This window comes from Pseudocitrobacter vendiensis, assembly GCF_943590815.1.
Lineage (GTDB): Bacteria > Pseudomonadota > Gammaproteobacteria > Enterobacterales > Enterobacteriaceae > Pseudocitrobacter > Pseudocitrobacter vendiensis.
Genome location: NZ_CALSBS010000002.1, coordinates 28835 through 46784, shown reverse-complemented (window position 1 = coordinate 46784; position 17950 = coordinate 28835). Strand labels below are relative to the sequence as shown.

The window sequence follows — 17950 nt, the reverse complement described above, 5'->3', positions numbered from 1 at the left end:
GCCGGGATTGCTACACAGGAGCAAGGCCATGACCGCTATTCCTCAACCAACGGCCATTGATGGCTATCGCTGGCTGAAAAACGACATTATTCGCGGCGTTTATCAACCGGATGAAAAGCTGCGCATGAGCCTGCTTACCGCTCGCTACAACCTTGGCGTAGGGCCGCTGCGCGAGGCGCTTTCGCAACTGGTGGCAGAACGGCTGGTGACGGTGGTGAATCAGAAAGGGTATAACGTCGCTTCCATGTCGGAACAAGAGTTGCTCGACATCTTCGATGCGCGCGCCAACATGGAAGCCATGCTGGTACGCCTGGCTATTGAACGCGGTGATGACGCCTGGGAGGCAGAAATTCTTGCCCGCGCGCATATGCTCAGCAAGCTGGAAGCCAATGACGCCAGTGAAAATATGCTCGAGGAGTGGGATCGCCGCCATCAGGCATTCCATACGGCGATTGTCGCAGGCTGTGGTTCGCATTATTTGTTGCAAATGCGTGAACGATTATTTGACCTGGCCGCACGCTATCGCTATATCTGGCTGCGCAGAACGGTGCTGTCCGTCGAAATGCTGGAAGATAAACATGACCAGCATCAGCAATTGACCGAGGTCATACTGGCGCGCGATGCGGCACGCGCCAGTGAGTTAATGCGTCAGCATTTGCTGACGCCGATCCCGGTGATTCAGCAGGCAATGGTCGGAGCGCGTTAAACGCGCTCAACATCTTTAAGATTTTCAGTATATCTGAGTGCATCAATGAGTAATGCAAATGCAGGTAGATGCTGTTTTCTGCTGGGGTAATAGAGATAATATCCGGAAAAAGCGGGGCTCCATTCGGATAAGACAGTGACCAACCGTCCGTCGGCTATTTCCTGGCGGATGCTATCCTCAGGAATAAATGCCAGCCCAAATCCCGACTCAGCAGCATCGATTCGTTCAGCAATGGTATTAAACGTTAATTGTCCGTCTACCTTCACTTTTAAATGCTTACCCGCCTTTTCAAACTCCCAGTGATACACCCCGCCCGCCGTAGGCAGGCGCATATTGATGCAGCGATGATGCTGGAGATCGTGCGGCGTTTGCGGTTTGCCATGCCGCGCAAAATAGTCCGGCGAACCGGCAACCACCAGGCGAACGTCGGGACCAATGCGCACCGCGATCATGTCTTTATCGACACTTTCGCCCAGGCGCACACCGGCGTCAAAGCGCCCTTCCACAATGTTGACGAAACCGTTATCCACCACCAGCTCAACGCTAATGTCAGGATACTGGCGTAAAAACGGTTTCAGTTTTGGCCACACCAGACATTTGGCAGAATGTTCACCCGCGGAGATACGGATATTTCCCGCCGTAGCCCCACTGAGTTGTACGAGCTGTTCAAGCTCTTCATCCAGTTCGGAAAGCCGTGGCTCAAGGCAGGCGATGATTCGCTCCCCCATCTGTGTCGGCGCCACGCTACGGGTGGTTCGTGTTAACAGACGAATGTTAAGCCGGGCCTCCAGCGCTTTTATGGCATGGCTGAGTGCGGACTGCGTAACGCCAAGTTTACCCGCCGCCCTGGTGAAGCTACGTTCTCGCGCAACGGCGAGAAAAAACTGAAGCTCATTGAAGTTTTCTTTAAGCATGAGCGTATTCCCTCAACTCGGTCATGAGCAAAACCCTAAAGTGGCTTCGTCGGTTTACGCATTTTAGCGCTATTACCCTGAATAACTTCTTTTTTTCGATAAATAACAATTGCCGGAATCGTCTGGATGAGCAACATTCGAATGATGTGATTGGCCATCACAAAACTGGCATTCGCGTTAAGTGCCAGTGCCGCAAAGGACATCGACTCCACACTTCCGGGAACCCAGGAGAGCATTAATAAATAGAAGGGGTAATCCAGCATATGCGCCGCAGTCAATGCCATCACCACCGTCACGCCCAGCCCAATAGCAATCAGCTGTATTGAGGACCAGAGGTGACGCAAAAAGGCCATCAACGTAAATGCAATAAAATGATGCCCCAACAATATGCCCATTAAGGCCATACTGAACTGATTTATAATATCGGGGAACATTACCGTCTGAGGTGACAAAGGGTGCAGGATCGCCGCACATAATAACGACGTAATCATAAAGGGCGCTGGAAAATGAAAGCGCTCAAGACACCTGCCTAACGCGTAGCCCGCGAAGACAATGCCCAATAACCAGAGTACATTCGTTGTGGCAAACAATACAGGCGGCATGACCATACTGGTGTGTGCGCCGCCAGTAATGTATCCGGCAAACAACGTCAAAGTGATGAGCCGCAGTGAGTGCGAAATGATAATTTTTTGCGGCGGTGTTTTAATATGAGAAGCCAACGCTAAAACCGCTGCCATTGCCCCCGGAACGGCACCCAATAGGGCCTCTTCTTTATTCCAGCGTAATCGGTGAATACACCATAAGTAGCACGCAGTAAATTGCAGGGATAAGCACAGCAATAACAACAGCAGTAAAAATGCGATGTTTTCCTGGGCCCCAAAGGAAAAATCGCGAAATAAAAGACCAATCGAGGTGCCAAGAGAGAGTTGAATCACCGTCATGCTGCCGGGAAGCACTGGCACAGAAAGGCCGGTACGTTTTAACACCAGAACGGTAATAAGGGAACCAAACATCATACCTAACGGAACATGACACCAGGTAAAACCCACCCCGACCAGGAGACAAAGAACAAAGCCTACCAGCAATTTCATACACCTTTTCTCCTGGTTACCGGGAATGTCGAATATTCAGTGGACGGTTTCGTTAACCCAAAGGGTATTTTCAGTAACCCACTGGGTCAATGCATCAAGACGTTCTTTGATTTCTCGGCTGGATTCCGCTTTAACAATAGCACTCACGATCTCGCCATTTGTTAACTTCATCATGTCATATTGCCGGCCGACGATACCTGTTGCCTGATATTTAACCACAAAAGGTAACGGACATTTTTCCGCAATCGAAAGAAGCGTGCCCTGCGCAGGCGGCACATTTAATTGACCAACCCGCAGAACGGGTTGCCTTTGCGACATATCCTGCGGATAGATTTCGCATAAACACGCTTTAAGCCACGTCATACGAGGATCAAGACCAAAAGCGGTACCTAATTCCTCATTGACAAAGCAGCCGCCTAAACGGCAGGCAAGCTCACCAAAAATGATGTTGTTATCTTTATCGACAAAAACCTCAAGATGAAGCAACGCATTTTCTTCCGTTGGAAAAACCTCTTCAGCAAGATATTTGGTGTAGGCAATCAGTTCACGGTGCAACGGCGTATCATCTTCCATCACCAAACCCAACGTTTTCCCGGACAGAAAATCCAGGCAGGATACCGTTGCACGAGAGGCGGAAACAAATATTGGCTTCCCTTTTAAATACAGCGCGTTAATTTGATAGGCTTCGCCTTCAACAAATTTCTCAATAAGCAGATTGTGATACTCTGGCGGCTTAACCTGTGCCAGATATTTATAGAGCTGCCCTTCATTTTTGAGAACCACCACACCCTGCGACCCACGCCCATCATTAGGTTTGATCACACAGGGATAACCTTGTTCAGTGATGAATCGCGCAATTGCAGTTGCACTGTCGACGCGCGCCATGGCAGGAACCGGTAAGTGATGAGACTGAACAAGCGATTTCATCATAAACTTATCACGGAATAACATGGCTTTATTTTCACGGTCGTGGGTTAAACCCAGACGATCGCTGATTCTCGCGGCCCTTAGCACATCAATTTCGGCGAGGAAAAAGATACCCGTTGCTTTATTCGCCTGAGCGTAGTGGTAAATATCCATTTCCACGAAGGGATTATCATTAAAGTTTTCATAAAAGAGGAAAGAAAAACCTTCTCCCATATGATTAAGAATATTATCAGTCTGGCTTGCACAGGTTGCAATCAGAACCGGAGTTACTGCCTGTAATGATTGCCACTCTTCCCGTGAGTGCTGAAAAATAATCTTTGGTGGACACAGTAAAATATTCATTGTTTTTCCCCTTCAATATCAAACGTAATCACAAAAACATCCCGATAACCCTTCCCGGGTAACAAAGGCACCACTGCCGCGGTATAATGCTGATAATTCACATCATTGAATATTACTGCATCACCCGCATGCAGTTTAAATGTTGATGCATCATTGCCCCCATCATGATTAGGGATCAGTGTGGTGTCTCCACCTGTTATATTCTCAATTTCACTGCAGTAAATTGCAATATACTTAAAACCATCTTTATGAATACCTTCTGGCGCTGGATATCCTGGCTTTCGATCATCTGTAGTGATTCTAATTTGATGAATACCAATGTTGTAATTTGTGTCATGAAGTAGTGGCAATAGTTTACGAAAAACCAGATTCATCACTTCTTCAGCCACATCTTTTTTTATTTCAGGATATTTTCTGGCAATACCACCGGCATAATGATTCAGCTTTTCTGTTTGGAAAAACTCTCCCGCCGCGCACAGATCGAAATACTTTTCACGCCCGGCTTTGGCCTGCATATAACTTCTGAATCGAAAGATGCCATCTTCAGCTTTCAGCCACGGATCGGGTAATAACTCAGCAAAGCTATTTTTTACTTTCGCAGACGATTTCCCCAGACGAATATGATGATAAGCGTGCATAGCTAACGTCCTTAAAAACAATAGGTTGAGCAGTCTATTAATAAGGTATGAAATGCATACCCGACAATAAGTGATATTGCAGGTTCTTTTATACTGTTGATCTGTGAGCAAAAGTAAGGAGACACGCTCCTTACTTTTTTAACGCTTTACTTGCTGTTTTTACGCAACTCCGTCACTGGCACACCACCAATTCCCCAGTTGTCAGTCTCTACCTCATCAATGACCACAATGGTTGTGCTGGGGTTTTTATTCAGAACATCAACCAACAGTTGTGTGACCCCCTCCATTAATTGTTTCTTTTGCTGAACGGTAGCACCTTCATTAGTAATTTTGATGTTTACGTAGGGCATGTTAACTCCTGTTATTAGATGATTTTTGACATTGCACCAAGATAAACAAGTGCAAAGAGATTAAACGATAAAACATAACCGTAGTGCATTTTAAAGCTGGTTTGACTGGGTGAAACATTCAGGCTGTTTGCCGCGAAAATTGCATTTATCGACACGGGAGAAATAAGTTGAGTTGCAATAAATAAACAAATCCATATCTGATAATCAACCATACTGCCTGTCAAATAGTCTGAAAATATCGACCATGCGACGCTAAAGATAATCAGGGGATGGATACCTAATAAACCAAAAAGCGGTACGATAAACAAAATAATCGCGTAGATCTGCAATGTTGTCAGACCGTGAACATAAGCCGTGATGGTGTCAGGCACATGCGCAAAAAGCAGCCAGCAAACTGAGGTCAACACACTACAGCTTAAAAGCAACAAGACTTCACCGGATATATTCTGTGCCGATTCAGTTAATTGCTCAGCCCAGGGTTTATCCTTTTTAACCAGGTGATCGATGATAAAGAGCACGACGGCTGTGAAGGCAATGCTTTGCAGTGAATTGAGATTCAGTACCGTTAGTGAAAAAATGAATACTCCCCAGAACAGACCTACACATAGCATGATATACCGCATCGCTTCACGGTTGGGTCTCACCGTCTCCTTCTCAGCAATAACCGTCACTTTAGCGCGTTGGTTTAGCAAGATACTGAATAAAAAGAGAGGGATACCCACCAGCATTGCCTTAACATGCGGAACGTCAGGCATTGCCGCCCAAACAGCGGCAGCGCCGATGGTCGTTGGCATCAGTACCATCGTAATGCATACGGTTCGGGTAATAATTTTTGCCAGATTAAATCTCGACCCAATAACTGACTTAAGGCCATCAAGCAGTAATGATATCGCCCCCAGACTCATCGGCCATGTTAAGAAAGCCGTTAGTAACGTCACCCAGGAGGTCATGTTCGATGTTTTTTTACGCGAAAAGTAAGCCCCCATGACAGCCGTGAAATTAAGAGAAGCCATCACTTGTCGCAATAAGGCAATACCAACAAGCAGTAAAATAACATCAAAATATCGCGAAAAAACAGCAGGAAGCGCAATGCCTTTCAGATTGTTAGTTGCAAGAATAAAAATCATCGAACCAAGAAAAATAATAACACCACTTCTGGCGGATGATTTTTTGGACCAAAACGCAAATGTAGATGCGAAATAGAGCACAATGGTAACCACCGCAATAGCCGACATCCACTCAAATTTTTCCGTCAGCGCACACGCGAACAGAAACACCATCAACGACGTTATCGCTAATGTGGATTGCAATGATTGCCACGCCGTACCACGGGCCTGAATTTGCTCAGTCTGCATTTATCGCCACCTCAGGCTGAACATGGCGCAACGTCATTTGATGATACATATCAGCGACACAACGGCCTGCATCGACCAGGAATCGCGAATTTACCAGCGGACGCGGCAGGACGTAGGTGTAAAAATTCGCGCCTTCCGCAGGGTTGCCCAGCACCCAAAAAGTCGTCTGCGCTTCTCCCATGCGATTAATGGGATGCTGGCATTGATCGATATCCAGCCCACCCGGATGGTATCCCTCATTCATAAATGGACGAACAATACCATTGGCTGTCATATTTCTGATTAACGGTGAAGCGTCATGTAATGGCGAAAAACTGGCAATTTTCGCCTTGATTAAAACATCAGCCTGAATCTCAGTACTCTCTTCTTTGAACGTTGAATGAACTTCAAATTTTCCTTCGCAGTCGTTCAATACTAATCTTGAGTCTTTGCCACCAGCCAGACACACTACATTCGCTTCCATTAATGCTAGTAATTGTTCATTTCTTAACTTTGGCGGGCCAACGGCAATACGGTTAAAAATCGGATTAAAATGCTCAAGGAAGTATTGATGTGAACGTGAGTCAAGTCCTGAATTATCAATCGCTTCACGCAAAATATCCCTGACATCACGAATAATGTCTGTCGCCGCTTTGATCGGGCCATGGACGTTGCCTTGCTCAGACTCCTGTAGATCCTTACGCAGGAAATACATAAACCATTGCGTATAATCTTTTAAACTCAGATGCTCCTGCGATTGATGTGGGTAAAGCACACTGTCAATTACCGCAATATCTTCAGCACTTGGTTCATAAGAAACTGCATCTAACCACTGCCCGTTTAGGGTAGAGCGGTAGGCATAACACATTTCTTTATGCAGTAAGGGGAATATTTGTTCAATAAAATCAATTTTCGAAGAGCCCTTCTCAAACACATTTTTCACCCGCAACTCTCTGACAGCCATTGCCGTTAAGAAGCGTGGTGAATACTGGCCGGAGACGCCTTTTTGATTCGCACCGCGACTGCTAAATGGTAGAGCCTGACGTGAGTAGATAAAGATCCCCGGTTCCTCACCCGAAGGGTGATAGCGAAGCTCACCTTCTTCCCGGCTAAATCTTCCCCCTCTGCCGATAGTTAACTGCGAAATGACATCATAGGCAGTCAGGCCAATGCCCTGGATAATCACATTCGATTGCGCTGTAATTTTATTTAAATTAATTATTGGATAAGGCGTCGCGTAGTAGTCCAGACGCTCATTCTTTTTATAATTATTGGCAATAAATCGTTCAACCAGATGGTCATCAAACGTTTTAACATTGTCACTGTGACCTGTGGTCAAATAGACATAATCGACCACCCTACGCTGGCTGTCATCTAAAACAATAATCGACTTTGCGTCATCCTGGATCAGAATATTGCTGACCTGCTGATCTACCTGAGTGACCGAGATATTATCAGGCAAGGTGTTGATAATTTCGTGATAAAACCAGTTTAAGTACTCACCTAATAATCGACGAGGCAAATAATCATTGGCTTCAATTGGTTTTCCCGCGACATCTTTTAAATACCGGCCATCAACATTTTTATATCCTTGTTCATTAGCCCATTGATAAAAACAAGGCCCTGAACGGAAAGGCCCGGCATTTTTTACCGTTGCATCACCAAATAATGTTATCTGACAGGCAACCGTGTTAACCAATAAATGGTCGGGCTGCGATAGGCTATGCGCACCTACCCCCATTGCATTTTTATCAAAAATTACAATGTCAATATGTTCATTCTGTTTGCGTTGTGCGTGCTGAGCACAAATCCTTTCCAGAATACTCAGCCCCCGAGGCCCCATTCCTATAATAGCAACGGTTGTTTTTTTTCATTCTTTGCTCCAACTTTGAGAGTATTTAATTTTGCTGTGTTGAACATAGCTAATCCCTGCTGCGATAAATAATGCACAAGCGCCAGACAATATTGAAATAGTCATGCCATTTTTATTGTTTTGAAACGCACTCACGATTAATGGCCCGGCAATTTGTCCAATGCCATAGGTCAGCGTCACCAGCCCAAGAAGATTAATTTTCTGAGGCGCAGATATCTTTTTCGCAAGAGGCATAACGAGAGAACTGGTCCCCATAAACGTTGCGCCGAAGCCAATGCAGCTCAAGGTCAATAAAAAAGGACTATGGATAAACGATGCCATCACAACACAGCTCGCCTGCACAATTAAGTTAATAGTCAGGCAGGACAATATGCTCCACTTACGTGCGGCCCATAACCACCCATAGCATCCGGGGATAACGGCAAGCCCAACAATAGACCAGATATGATTGGCCAGAAATTCATTGCCGACTCCGCGGGCCATTAAAGGAAGATAAGTGGCTACAATGATATAACCGAAACCTGCCAACCCATACAGCAATGCTAAATTCCACCACTGGATGTTCGGCTCGGATGACGACGCTGTTTTCTGAGGAGGCAGCACATGTTTGTTGGCAGGCAGCAAGATAATCAACGCGAGGAAGAGTACGGCGGAAATGATTGACGCGCCAATCCATAGCAACTTCGAATTTAATGCGTATGCGATACCCGCGATAACATATTCATTGCCTATAAAAATGCCCACCCCAACGCCTGCAAACAAAGACGCAATAACAAAGGGATTATGGGTATGCTGTAGCACAAGCATCGATCCGAATATCATCATGCCCGCGCTGGCGACACCGGCGATAAATCGAATAGCAATCACTATATCCGGATGCGTGATCACAGCCATCGCAAAAATAAGTAACCCGGTGACCAATGCTGCAGAAATTAACATCACCTTGATATTCCTCAGGCCACCAAAAATACCAAAAGAGAACAAAAGGCTGCCAACGAGGTATCCAGCATAATTGGCGCTGGCTATCAACGATAATTGAGAAAAACTAAAAATACCTTCATGCAACATCACCGGTAGCATGGGAGTATACAAAAACCGACCAATTCCCATCCCCAGCGATAAAACGATCATGCCGAAGACAGCCGTGCTGAACTGGCGATGGCCCATAACATTGTGATCAAGATCCATTTTTCAGGCTCAATATGTCTATCAGATTTGATTGTTATGTTACATAAAGAAATGATAATAAAAAGTTAATAAAAATGACGAAAACATTCACTTTGAGTAACAGATACGATGAACAGTACCTCATTAAATTTGTTTAAAACTGTCGCAGAAACCGGTTCAATCACCGCAGCAGCCCGCCACCTGCACTGTGTTTCTTCTAACGTCACCACCCGACTCAAGCAACTGGAATCCAGCCTGGATGTGTCATTATTTATTCGCGAGAAGAACCGTCTTCACATCACCCCTGAAGGTGAGCTACTCCTGCGTTACGCCAATAAAATCCTTGCTCTTCTGGACGAAGCCGAATTGTCCATGCAGGGGACCAAAGTGGCTGGCCCCCTTCGCATTGGTGCAATGGAAACCACCGCCGCCGTCCGGCTTCCTGCCTTGCTGGCAAACTTTCATCGCGAAATGCCTTCCGTCGAGCTGAACTTAAAAACGTCACCGACAGATGTGCTGGTTCAGCAAATCCTGAATAGTGAACTTGAAATTGCTTTCGTCGCTGATCACCAGGCCTTGCACACAGACAATTCAAGGCTACAAACGCAGGTGCTGTGTCAGGAAACCCTGGTTTTGGTGACGGCCGCAGAACATGGTGATGTCGTAACAGGTGCCGATCTTGAGGTGACAAGGCCGCTGGTGTTTGTGAAAGGATGTAATTATCGTTCCCGGCTTGGGCAATGGTTGCGGCTGCAGAACGTCGATTATGCCGATCCACTGGAGTTTGGTTCTTTTCAGGCAATTCTTGGTTGTGTAAGCGCCGGAATGGGCATTGCACTTTTACCTGAGAGCGTCGTAAAGCAGTATGAAGCAAGTTTCCCTATTCGCTGTCACTCTATTTCTCCGCACATTGGCAACGTCAATACCATGATGATATGGCTGAAAAACCGTGAGGTTAGCCGGGTATTAAATTGTTTCGTTTCCTTTGTGTCAGCCCATTAAGGTATTTCGCAACTTTATTGTGCCCTGAGGGCTTTTAGTTTGGTAAATCGTCTGTACGGTTCTATAGTCGATACAGTCTTTCAGTTACAGGATTTACTAATGCGTTTTAATGGACTTACTAAAGGTTTCTTTCTCTTCATTCTGGCCCTGGTAACCTGGGCCTTTTTCGATGTGCTGTCGCCGTACTTCTCCGCGATTTTATGGGCGGCAGTATTAACCGTAATTTTCTATCCGGTGAAAAACAAATTACGCGATGCGATGGGGGATCGTAACGGGCTGGCCTCATTGGTTACGCTGGTGATTATTTGTCTTATCGTCTTTATCCCGTTGATGATCATTTTGTCATCGCTGGCATTCGAATTGAACGTGGTTTACACCAAACTCCAGCAAAACAATACGCAGTTCCCGGAAGTGGTCGCCGCCCTTTTCTCACATCTTCCCGACTGGGCGCGTGGGTTCCTGACGGAACACAATCTGGATGACGCGGCGCAGATCCAGAAAAAGCTCTCGGAAGTGGCCTTGCAGGGTGGGCAATATCTTGCGGGCAGCGCCTTCCTGATTGGTAAAGGGACCTTCGGGTTTGCCATCAGTTTCGGCATCATGCTGTATCTGCTCTTTTTCCTGCTTAAAGACGGGCCGTATCTGGTTAATCAGATTCTGGATTCACTCCCGCTTTCCGACTTTGTGAAGCAGCATCTGTTTGCTAAATTTGTCGGCGTTACACGCGCCACCGTGAAAGGCACGGCGGTCGTTGCCATTGTTCAGGGCGCATTGGGCGGAATCGCCTTTGCGATTGTCGGCATCGACGGCAGTATTCTGTGGGGCGCACTGATGGCGTTTCTGTCGCTGGTGCCCGCCGTGGGTTCTGCCATCGTCTGGGTTCCGGCGGCGATATATTTGTTCGCCACCCACCAGTTGTGGCAAGCCCTGTTTATTATTGGTTTCTTTGTGATTATCGTCGGCCTGGTCGACAATATTCTGCGCCCGCTGCTGGTCGGCAAAGACACCAAAATGCCTGATTACCTGATTCTGATCACCACGCTTGGCGGCATGGAAATTTATGGAATTAATGGTTTCGTTATCGGCCCACTCATTGCCGCCCTGTTCCTTGCCAGCTGGAATCTTTTCTCTGGCCGCGATCATGAAGGCAATGCCGAAGAACTCGACGAGGCGTTTATTGAGGAAGGGAAAAAAGGGCCAGATTTGTAAGTTCCAGGGGATCGGCGGTGATTTGGCCGCCGATTGCGCATCACCACTGATTATTTTATGAAAATTATTTGACTGAACGGTCCATAATTGTTCGGTTTACGTTCAGCGTTATGGATTGGACGGGTCTTAGCCGTTTTGGCTTTATTATCCGTCGCAGGAAACAAGGCTGGCGCTAATACAACCGCATAAACCGCGATTTATATTTCATCACCCGCATCTTCATCCACTATCCCCGCCACCCGTTCGGCCAGGAAAGAGAGCAGTACTCTGGTCACCGCGCTATTCTGTCGATGTTTGGGATACAGTGCGCTCAGTGCCAGATGCGGGGGTGAGCATTCCGCTAATATTTGCACCAGTGAGCCCTGACGCAGCGCATCTTCCACAATAAACGTGGGTAGCAGTGCGATGCCGACAGCGGCCTCGGCGGCGTCACGAATCACTTCGCCATTGTTACTGCTCAGGCTGCCTTTAACCGCGAAGGTATTAAGTGCGCCATCCGATTTTAATTTCCAGCCTAATTGTCCTTCGCGCCCGTACAGCAAGCAATTGTGCTGACTTAAATCGTCGCATGATCGTGGCGTACCGTGAACCTTCAGGTAGTCCGGGCTGGCACAGAGCACCATGGCCAGTTTTCCCAAGCAGCGGGCAATTAGCGTGGAGTCCATCAGGTTGCCAATCCTCAGGACCATATCGTAGCCCTCGCCGACCACATCGACGTAATGATCGCTCATATCAATGTGCATTGATAATTCTGGATGTGCACGCTGAAATTCCACCACCAGCGGTGCCAGGCGTCGCACGCCATAAATCATCGGCAGACTAATACGATAAGAGCCCTTTAGTTTTTGCTGACGGGCAGAAATAACCTGTTCGGCTTCTTGAACTTCTTCCAGAATCCGCTGTGCGTGATGGAAAAAAACCTGCCCGGTATCGGTTATCGACAGCTTTCGCGTATTACGTACCAGTAGACGGGCGGCGACTTTTTTCTCCAGCGCCGCCATGCGTCGGCTGACATATTGTTTCGACAGCTGCAAATGTTCCGCCGCTGCCGTAAAGCTTCCCATATTTACGATTGTGACAAATATTCGAATATCTTCTAACTGCATTCTTCCACCAGGTACGGGATGCGCAATACATCGTTCAATCAACGCTAATCATTGTAAGCGCCAGCGCGTCAGGCTGCACGTGTATTACGGCTTGCCGCCCCGCGCCAGAATATCGAGGAAACGGTGTACCATCACATCACAGCGCATTCCGCTGTTATTTAACAGATTGAGCGGCGGCTGGGTGCTGTTCATCGATGCTGCGCGCACGCTATCGGGGTATTTTTTCAGCAGTTCATGCAGCTTCATTTCGCCTTGTCGGTTTGCGCTCTCATCACCTGTGCACAGCAAGGCTCCGGCGTAATCCAGCGCGATAGCCGCGCTATCTGGCGCGAGCTGGCTCGCTCTGGCATACGCGCCTATCGCCATGTCGCCGTTGTTAAGCACCATCCCAACCCGCCCTAGTAAACGCCAGGCATCCAGATCGTCGGGCGCACGTTGAACGTGGCTGCGCAAGCCGAGCGCCAGTTGTTCCACTTCATCTGTACGCAGTGGACGCTCAGCAGGGTTTAATGCGCGTTGCATCAGGCCAGGGAATTCATTTTGTGCCAGACGCAACGTCAGCACTTCACCGATATTGGTCGTTTTCAGAAACACGCCGAGGCTAATCACCACCAGCGCCAGCGCGCCGGGTAACAGCAGCCAGCGACTTTGGGGGCGAGCTGTCGGCGAGGCCGTTTCCGGGATATCCGACAACAGCGTGCGTTGCAGTTCCACCACCATTGCGTCGCTGTCCTGAGGCGCTTCCTGCTCAATTTCCCGCAGGCGCGAGTGATAAAACGCGCGGTTCAGCGCATCGTGATTAACGTCGTCACGCGTGGACCATGGAAAATACAGCAACACGAGTGCCGCTGTGAGCAATAGCGCCGCGATGAGTAAAAACAGGATCATAGCTTTTTCTCTTTATTTAACAGGGCAGCCAGGCGTTCGCGCTCTGCGTCGCTTAGCGTATCGCTCTGCGTTATGCGCCGCCGGGCGCGTGTCACCACGACTGTCGCGCCCGCCACGATAAACAGCGCCGGGATCAGCCACAGGGCAATCGTCCCCGGCGTGACGGGCGGCTCATAGCTAACAAAATTACCGTAGCGCGCCACCATATAATCAATAATCTGCTGTTTGCTCTGCCCCTGACGCAACAGTTCATAGACCTTCAGCCGCATATCGGCGGCGATCATCGCATTGGAGTCAGCGACGCTGTTGTTCTGGCATTTCGGGCAGCGCAGTTGAGACGTGATTTCGCGAAACGTCTGCTCCTGGGCATCATCTTTAAACTGCCAGGTGTCGATGGCCGCCAACGCGTTGCAAGCCAGCAGCAGCGCGACAATACCGAGTATCCAGCGCCTCATGATGACACCTCTTTACTGTATTGCCGCCAGAGTGGCGCCAGTTGCTCCCGCCAGATACGATCGTCCAGCGCGCCCGCATGACGCCAGCGAATCACCCCGTGAGCATCAATGAGAAACGTCTCTGGCGCGCCGTAGACGCCGAGATCCAACCCCAGCATACCGTTGCCGTCAAACAGGCTTAATGAGTAAGGATTGCCGAGGCGATTCAACCAGTCGACCGCTTTCTGGCGATCGTCTTTATAGTTCATCCCCACCACTCTCACGCCCTGCACAGAGAGTTGATTCAGGAACTGATGCTCCGCCCGGCAGGTTGGGCACCAGGTGGCCCAGACGTTGAGGAGCAGCGGCTTACCACTAACCAGTACAGAACGATCGTACACCTTGCCAGGATTATTCAGCGATTCAAGACGAAAAGCAGGAACCGGCTTACCAATCAGCGCCGATTCAAGCGAAGTTGGGTCATCGCCACCGGCGTTGCGCAGCAGTTGCCACAGCAGGGCAACAGCCAGCGCCAGAAACAGCGCCAGCGGCAGGAAAAGCGCTTTACGCGTCATGGCTGGCCTCCTGGCGTGATTTACGCATCCGGTAGCGCGGATCGAGCATGCAGCAAAGGCCGCCCAGCGCCATCAGCACGCCGCCGTACCAGATCCAGCGGACAAACGGTTTGTAATAGAGACGCACTGCCCAACTGCCGTCATCCAGCTCTTCACCCAGCGCCGCGTACAGGTCGCGCGTCAGGCCGCCATCGATGGCGGCTTCGGTCATCATCATGCGGCTGGCGCTGTAGAAGCGTTTTTCCGCATACAAGGTGGCTTCCGGCTGGCCATGGCGAGTGACCTCGATAACCCCTTCCCCGCCAAACCAGTTCGGCCCGACAATGTCACGCACGCCTTTAAAGACGAAGTGATACTGGTGAATATCAATGCTGTCGCCCGCCTTCATGCGTACATCGCGCTCGACGCTGTAGCTTTGGCTGAAGGCGATACCGGTGACGGTCACTGCCACGCCAATATGCCCCAGCACCATGCCCCACTGGCTGCGAGAAAGTGTCGTCAACCCGCGCCAGAAACCGTGGCGATGGGTAGCGCGTTCATGCAGTTCAATCAGCACGAAGATAAAGACCCACAACGCCATCATCAGACCGATAACCGTCATGGCGGCGATGCGGTCCTGTAGCCACCACGGCAGAACAATGGACAACACCAGCGTCAGCAGCAGCGAAATGACCAGCCGCTTAATCTGCTTTTTCGCATCATCGCGACGCCAGCGCACCAGCGGGCCGATGCCCAGCAACAGCGCAAAAGGCGCCATCAGCACGGTAAACAGGGTATTAAAGAACGGCTCGCCGATAGAGATACTGCCCAGCCCCAGCTCTTTATGTACCAGCGGCAGAAGCGTACCCAGCAGCACTACCAGCATGGCGGCAATCAGCAAGATGTTGTTGCCCAGCAGGAAAGATTCTCGTGACCATAATGTGTGTTCCACCCGCGCCCGCACGCTGCCGCCTTTCAGGGCATACAGCAGCAACGAGCCGCCGATAACCAGCACCAGTAGCGCAAGAATGAACATACCGCGCGCCGGATCGGAGGCAAAAGCATGCACCGACACCAGCACGCCGGAGCGCACCAGGAACGTGCCCAGCAAACACAACGAGAACGCGCTGATCGCCAGCAGCACTGTCCAGGCGCGGAAGCTGCCGCGTTTTTCGGTTACGGCAAGCGAGTGCATGAGCGCGGTCCCCACCAGCCACGGCATAAACGAAGCGTTCTCAACCGGATCCCAGAACCACCAGCCGCCCCAGCCCAGCTCGTAATAGGCCCATGCTGACCCGAGCACGATGCCCATTGTTAAGAATACCCATGCGGCCTGGGTCCACGGGCGCGACCAGCGCGCCCAGGCGGTATCGAGACGCCCGGCCAGTAATGAGGCTATCGCAAAAGCAAACGCCACCGAGAAACCGACGTAACCCATATAGAGCAACGGCGGGTGGAAGATCATGCCGATATCCTGCAACAGCGGGTTAAGATCGCGCCCTGCAATAGGATATTCCGGCAGTCCGCGGGTAAACGGGTTAGAGGTGAACAGAATAAACAGCAGGAAACCGGCGCTGACCATGCCCATCACCGCCAGCACGCGCGCGACGGCGTCCAGCGGCATCCGGCGACTGCCCAGCGCCACGGCGAAGGTCCAGCCGCTCATCAACAGCACCCACAGCAGCAGCGAGCCTTCATGCGCGCCCCAGGTGGCCGCGACGCGATACCAGACGGGCAGCGCAACGTTAGAGTTATCCGCTACGTAGCGCACCGTGAAATCATTGACCACGAAAGCGTGCACCAGCACCAGAAACGCGGCGAGAATCGCGAAAAACAGACCCCAGCTTAAGGGACGCGCCAGCGCCATCAGCCAGCGGCTCTGGCGATAGGCGCCCCACAGCGGGTAAATCGCCAGCAGCAGCGCAAGCCCTAATGCCAGACAGAGTAAAAAGTTGCCCAGTTCCGGCATCATTGGCGAGTATCCTTTTGCGCGGTTGGCGAAGTGGTCATGGCGTTATGAATTTCCGGTGGCGTGTAGTTTTCATCGTGCTTCGCTAACACCTGCTGCGCGGTAATATGACGTTCGCTGTCAAGGACACCCTGCGCAACCGCCCCCTGCCCTTCACGGAACAGATCCGGCAAAATGCCCTTGTAGCTCACTGAGACCGCGCCGCGCGCGTCGTACAGGCGGAAAGTGACATCCAGCGTGTTATCATCACGTTTGATGCTACCCGGCTCAACATACCCCCCTACGCGCAAGCGCTGGCCGATATGCGGCTTTTCCTGAGTCTCATTTTTGCCGTTGAGGATTTCCCCCGGCGTATAGAACAGGTCAATGTTGGTGCTCAGAGCGTACAGCACCAGAGTCACCGCCAGCCCAAGCCCTGCCAGCACGGCCAGCACCAGATAAAGGCGAGTTTTACGGCGTGCCTGCATCGACCTGCTCCTTATTCATGTGTTCACGCGCATGGCGAAGCCGTTGCTCGCGACGCTGCTGACGCCGAACAGCCTGCAATAATGCGTGATGCTGCCAGAGCGAATACCCCACCAGCCCCAGCAGCACCACCAGCGTCGTTACCAGCGAAAGCCAGACATAAAAGGCGTAGCCGCCCATCGCCAGAAAATCGGCAAATGATGAGAAAGCAGGCGTCATTGCGCGTCTCCTTTGCTTGCGAGCGTCGCCACCCACGGACGACGGCGCTCCTGCCAGAGGATAAGGTTGCGCAAACGCAGCAGCGTTAAAGTGATAAACAGACACAGAAAACCGAAAATACAAAAACGCAGCGGCATGCGCATACTGACATCAATCGTCTGCTGCATGTTGGTTGAGCCCTGATGCAAGGTGTTCCACCATAAAACCGAATAATGAATTATCGGTAAATTCACCACCCCGACCAGCGCCAGGATCCCCGCGGCGCGCCCGGCAAGGCGTCGGTCATCGAAGGCATTCCACAAGGCGATAATCCCGGCATAGAGAAACAACAGCACCAGTTCAGACGTCAGACGCGCATCCCAGATCCACCAGGTGCCCCACATCGGTTTGCCCCAGGCCGCGCCCGTCACCAGCGCGATTAACGTATAACCTGCGCCAATAGGAGCCAGCGCGATAAGCGTTAAGTCCGCCATTTTCATCTGCCAGACCAGGCCGATGAACGCCGCCACCGCCATCATGGCGTAGATCCCCATCGACCACATTGCGGCCGGGACGTGCACGTACATAATGCGGTAGCTTTCGCCCTGTTGATAATCGGCTGGCGCGTAGATGAATCCCCAGCCCAGCCCGACAATCAGCAGCAGCGCGCTGAGCATCGCCAGCCACGGAAGCCAGCGGCCGCAGAGCGTGTATAACCGCTCCGGTATCGCCAGTTGATGTAATAATTTCCACATAAAAATGCCCTTCCTGGTGAAGACAGGC

The 17950-nt window shown here is 50.3% G+C and carries 19 protein-coding genes; 3 read left to right on the top strand and 16 right to left on the bottom strand.

Going from position 1 to position 17950, the window contains the following annotated elements:
• Positions 1-28 precede the first annotated feature (28 nt).
• On the top strand, positions 29-706 hold the full coding sequence (gene csiR / locus NMC31_RS02535) for a DNA-binding transcriptional regulator CsiR (RefSeq protein ID WP_253896856.1): 678 nt from the start codon (positions 29-31) through the stop codon (positions 704-706).
• Here csiR and NMC31_RS02530 read toward each other — a convergent pair.
• The 8 genes from NMC31_RS02530 to NMC31_RS02495 form a co-directional block, all read right to left on the bottom strand.
• On the bottom strand, positions 703-1620 hold the full coding sequence (locus NMC31_RS02530; RefSeq protein WP_253896855.1) for a LysR family transcriptional regulator: 918 nt from the start codon (positions 1618-1620) through the stop codon (positions 703-705). The genes csiR and NMC31_RS02530 overlap by 4 nt on opposite strands.
• Before the next feature lie 35 nt (positions 1621-1655).
• Entirely contained in the window at positions 1656-2711 is a 1056-nt protein-coding gene (locus tag NMC31_RS02525; RefSeq protein WP_253896854.1) for an AbrB family transcriptional regulator, read from the bottom strand.
• A 36-nt stretch (positions 2712-2747) separates the two neighbouring features.
• The gene (locus NMC31_RS02520) at positions 2748-3980 is read right to left on the bottom strand and encodes an ATP-grasp domain-containing protein (protein ID WP_253896853.1); all 1233 of its coding nucleotides are present in this window, start codon (positions 3978-3980) and stop codon (positions 2748-2750) included.
• Positions 3977-4618: a 2OG-Fe dioxygenase family protein gene (locus NMC31_RS02515; protein ID WP_253896852.1), complete on the bottom strand. Its 642-nt coding sequence runs from the start codon at positions 4616-4618 to the stop codon at positions 3977-3979. Before NMC31_RS02515 ends, NMC31_RS02520 begins: the two co-directional genes overlap by 4 nt.
• Positions 4619-4764: 146 nt before the next feature.
• A complete protein-coding gene (locus NMC31_RS02510) occupies positions 4765-4968 on the bottom strand; it encodes a tautomerase family protein (protein ID WP_149461591.1) in 204 nt (67 codons plus the stop codon).
• Between the two features lie 14 nt (positions 4969-4982).
• Complete coding sequence (locus NMC31_RS02505; RefSeq protein ID WP_253896851.1) at positions 4983-6323, bottom strand: hypothetical protein; 1341 nt, start codon at positions 6321-6323, stop codon at positions 4983-4985.
• Entirely contained in the window at positions 6313-8145 is a 1833-nt protein-coding gene (locus NMC31_RS02500) for an FAD/NAD(P)-binding protein (protein WP_253896850.1), read from the bottom strand. The genes NMC31_RS02505 and NMC31_RS02500 overlap by 11 nt, the downstream gene beginning before the upstream one ends.
• A gap of 27 nt (positions 8146-8172) precedes the next feature.
• On the bottom strand, positions 8173-9363 hold the full coding sequence (locus NMC31_RS02495) for an MFS transporter (RefSeq protein ID WP_149461588.1): 1191 nt from the start codon (positions 9361-9363) through the stop codon (positions 8173-8175).
• 108 nt (positions 9364-9471) lie between these two features.
• Here NMC31_RS02495 and NMC31_RS02490 point away from each other — a divergent pair, with 108 nt between their 5' ends.
• Together NMC31_RS02490 and NMC31_RS02485 are read left to right on the top strand one after the other, a co-directional pair.
• A complete protein-coding gene (locus NMC31_RS02490) occupies positions 9472-10344 on the top strand; it encodes a LysR substrate-binding domain-containing protein (protein ID WP_149461587.1) in 873 nt (290 codons plus the stop codon).
• Between the two features lie 99 nt (positions 10345-10443).
• Entirely contained in the window at positions 10444-11553 is a 1110-nt protein-coding gene (locus NMC31_RS02485) for an AI-2E family transporter (protein ID WP_149461586.1), read from the top strand.
• A gap of 197 nt (positions 11554-11750) precedes the next feature.
• On the opposite strand, the gene NMC31_RS02480 is transcribed toward NMC31_RS02485, so the two are convergent.
• The 8 genes from NMC31_RS02480 to NMC31_RS02445 form a co-directional block, all read right to left on the bottom strand.
• On the bottom strand, positions 11751-12659 hold the full coding sequence (locus NMC31_RS02480) for a LysR family transcriptional regulator (protein ID WP_253896849.1): 909 nt from the start codon (positions 12657-12659) through the stop codon (positions 11751-11753).
• 84 nt (positions 12660-12743) lie between these two features.
• Positions 12744-13547 (bottom strand): c-type cytochrome biogenesis protein CcmI, encoded by an 804-nt coding sequence (gene ccmI, locus NMC31_RS02475; protein WP_253896848.1) that lies wholly within the window; start codon positions 13545-13547, stop codon positions 12744-12746.
• Positions 13544-14002 carry a cytochrome c-type biogenesis protein gene (locus tag NMC31_RS02470; RefSeq protein ID WP_253896847.1) on the bottom strand — a complete coding sequence of 153 codons (459 nt, stop codon included), beginning with the start codon at positions 14000-14002 and terminating at the stop codon, positions 13544-13546. The genes ccmI and NMC31_RS02470 overlap by 4 nt, the downstream gene beginning before the upstream one ends.
• Positions 13999-14556 (bottom strand): DsbE family thiol:disulfide interchange protein, encoded by a 558-nt coding sequence (locus NMC31_RS02465; RefSeq protein WP_253896846.1) that lies wholly within the window; start codon positions 14554-14556, stop codon positions 13999-14001. The genes NMC31_RS02470 and NMC31_RS02465 overlap by 4 nt, the downstream gene beginning before the upstream one ends.
• Positions 14546-16507, bottom strand: coding sequence for a heme lyase CcmF/NrfE family subunit (locus tag NMC31_RS02460; protein ID WP_253896845.1), 1962 nt, complete (start codon positions 16505-16507; stop codon positions 14546-14548). The genes NMC31_RS02465 and NMC31_RS02460 overlap by 11 nt, the downstream gene beginning before the upstream one ends.
• Positions 16504-16971 carry a cytochrome c maturation protein CcmE gene (ccmE, locus tag NMC31_RS02455; protein WP_253896844.1) on the bottom strand — a complete coding sequence of 156 codons (468 nt, stop codon included), beginning with the start codon at positions 16969-16971 and terminating at the stop codon, positions 16504-16506. Before ccmE ends, NMC31_RS02460 begins: the two co-directional genes overlap by 4 nt.
• Entirely contained in the window at positions 16955-17188 is a 234-nt protein-coding gene (gene ccmD / locus NMC31_RS02450; RefSeq protein ID WP_253896843.1) for a heme exporter protein CcmD, read from the bottom strand. Before ccmD ends, ccmE begins: the two co-directional genes overlap by 17 nt.
• A complete protein-coding gene (locus NMC31_RS02445; protein WP_149461578.1) occupies positions 17185-17922 on the bottom strand; it encodes a heme ABC transporter permease in 738 nt (245 codons plus the stop codon). Before NMC31_RS02445 ends, ccmD begins: the two co-directional genes overlap by 4 nt.
• Positions 17923-17950: the final 28 nt, after the last annotated feature.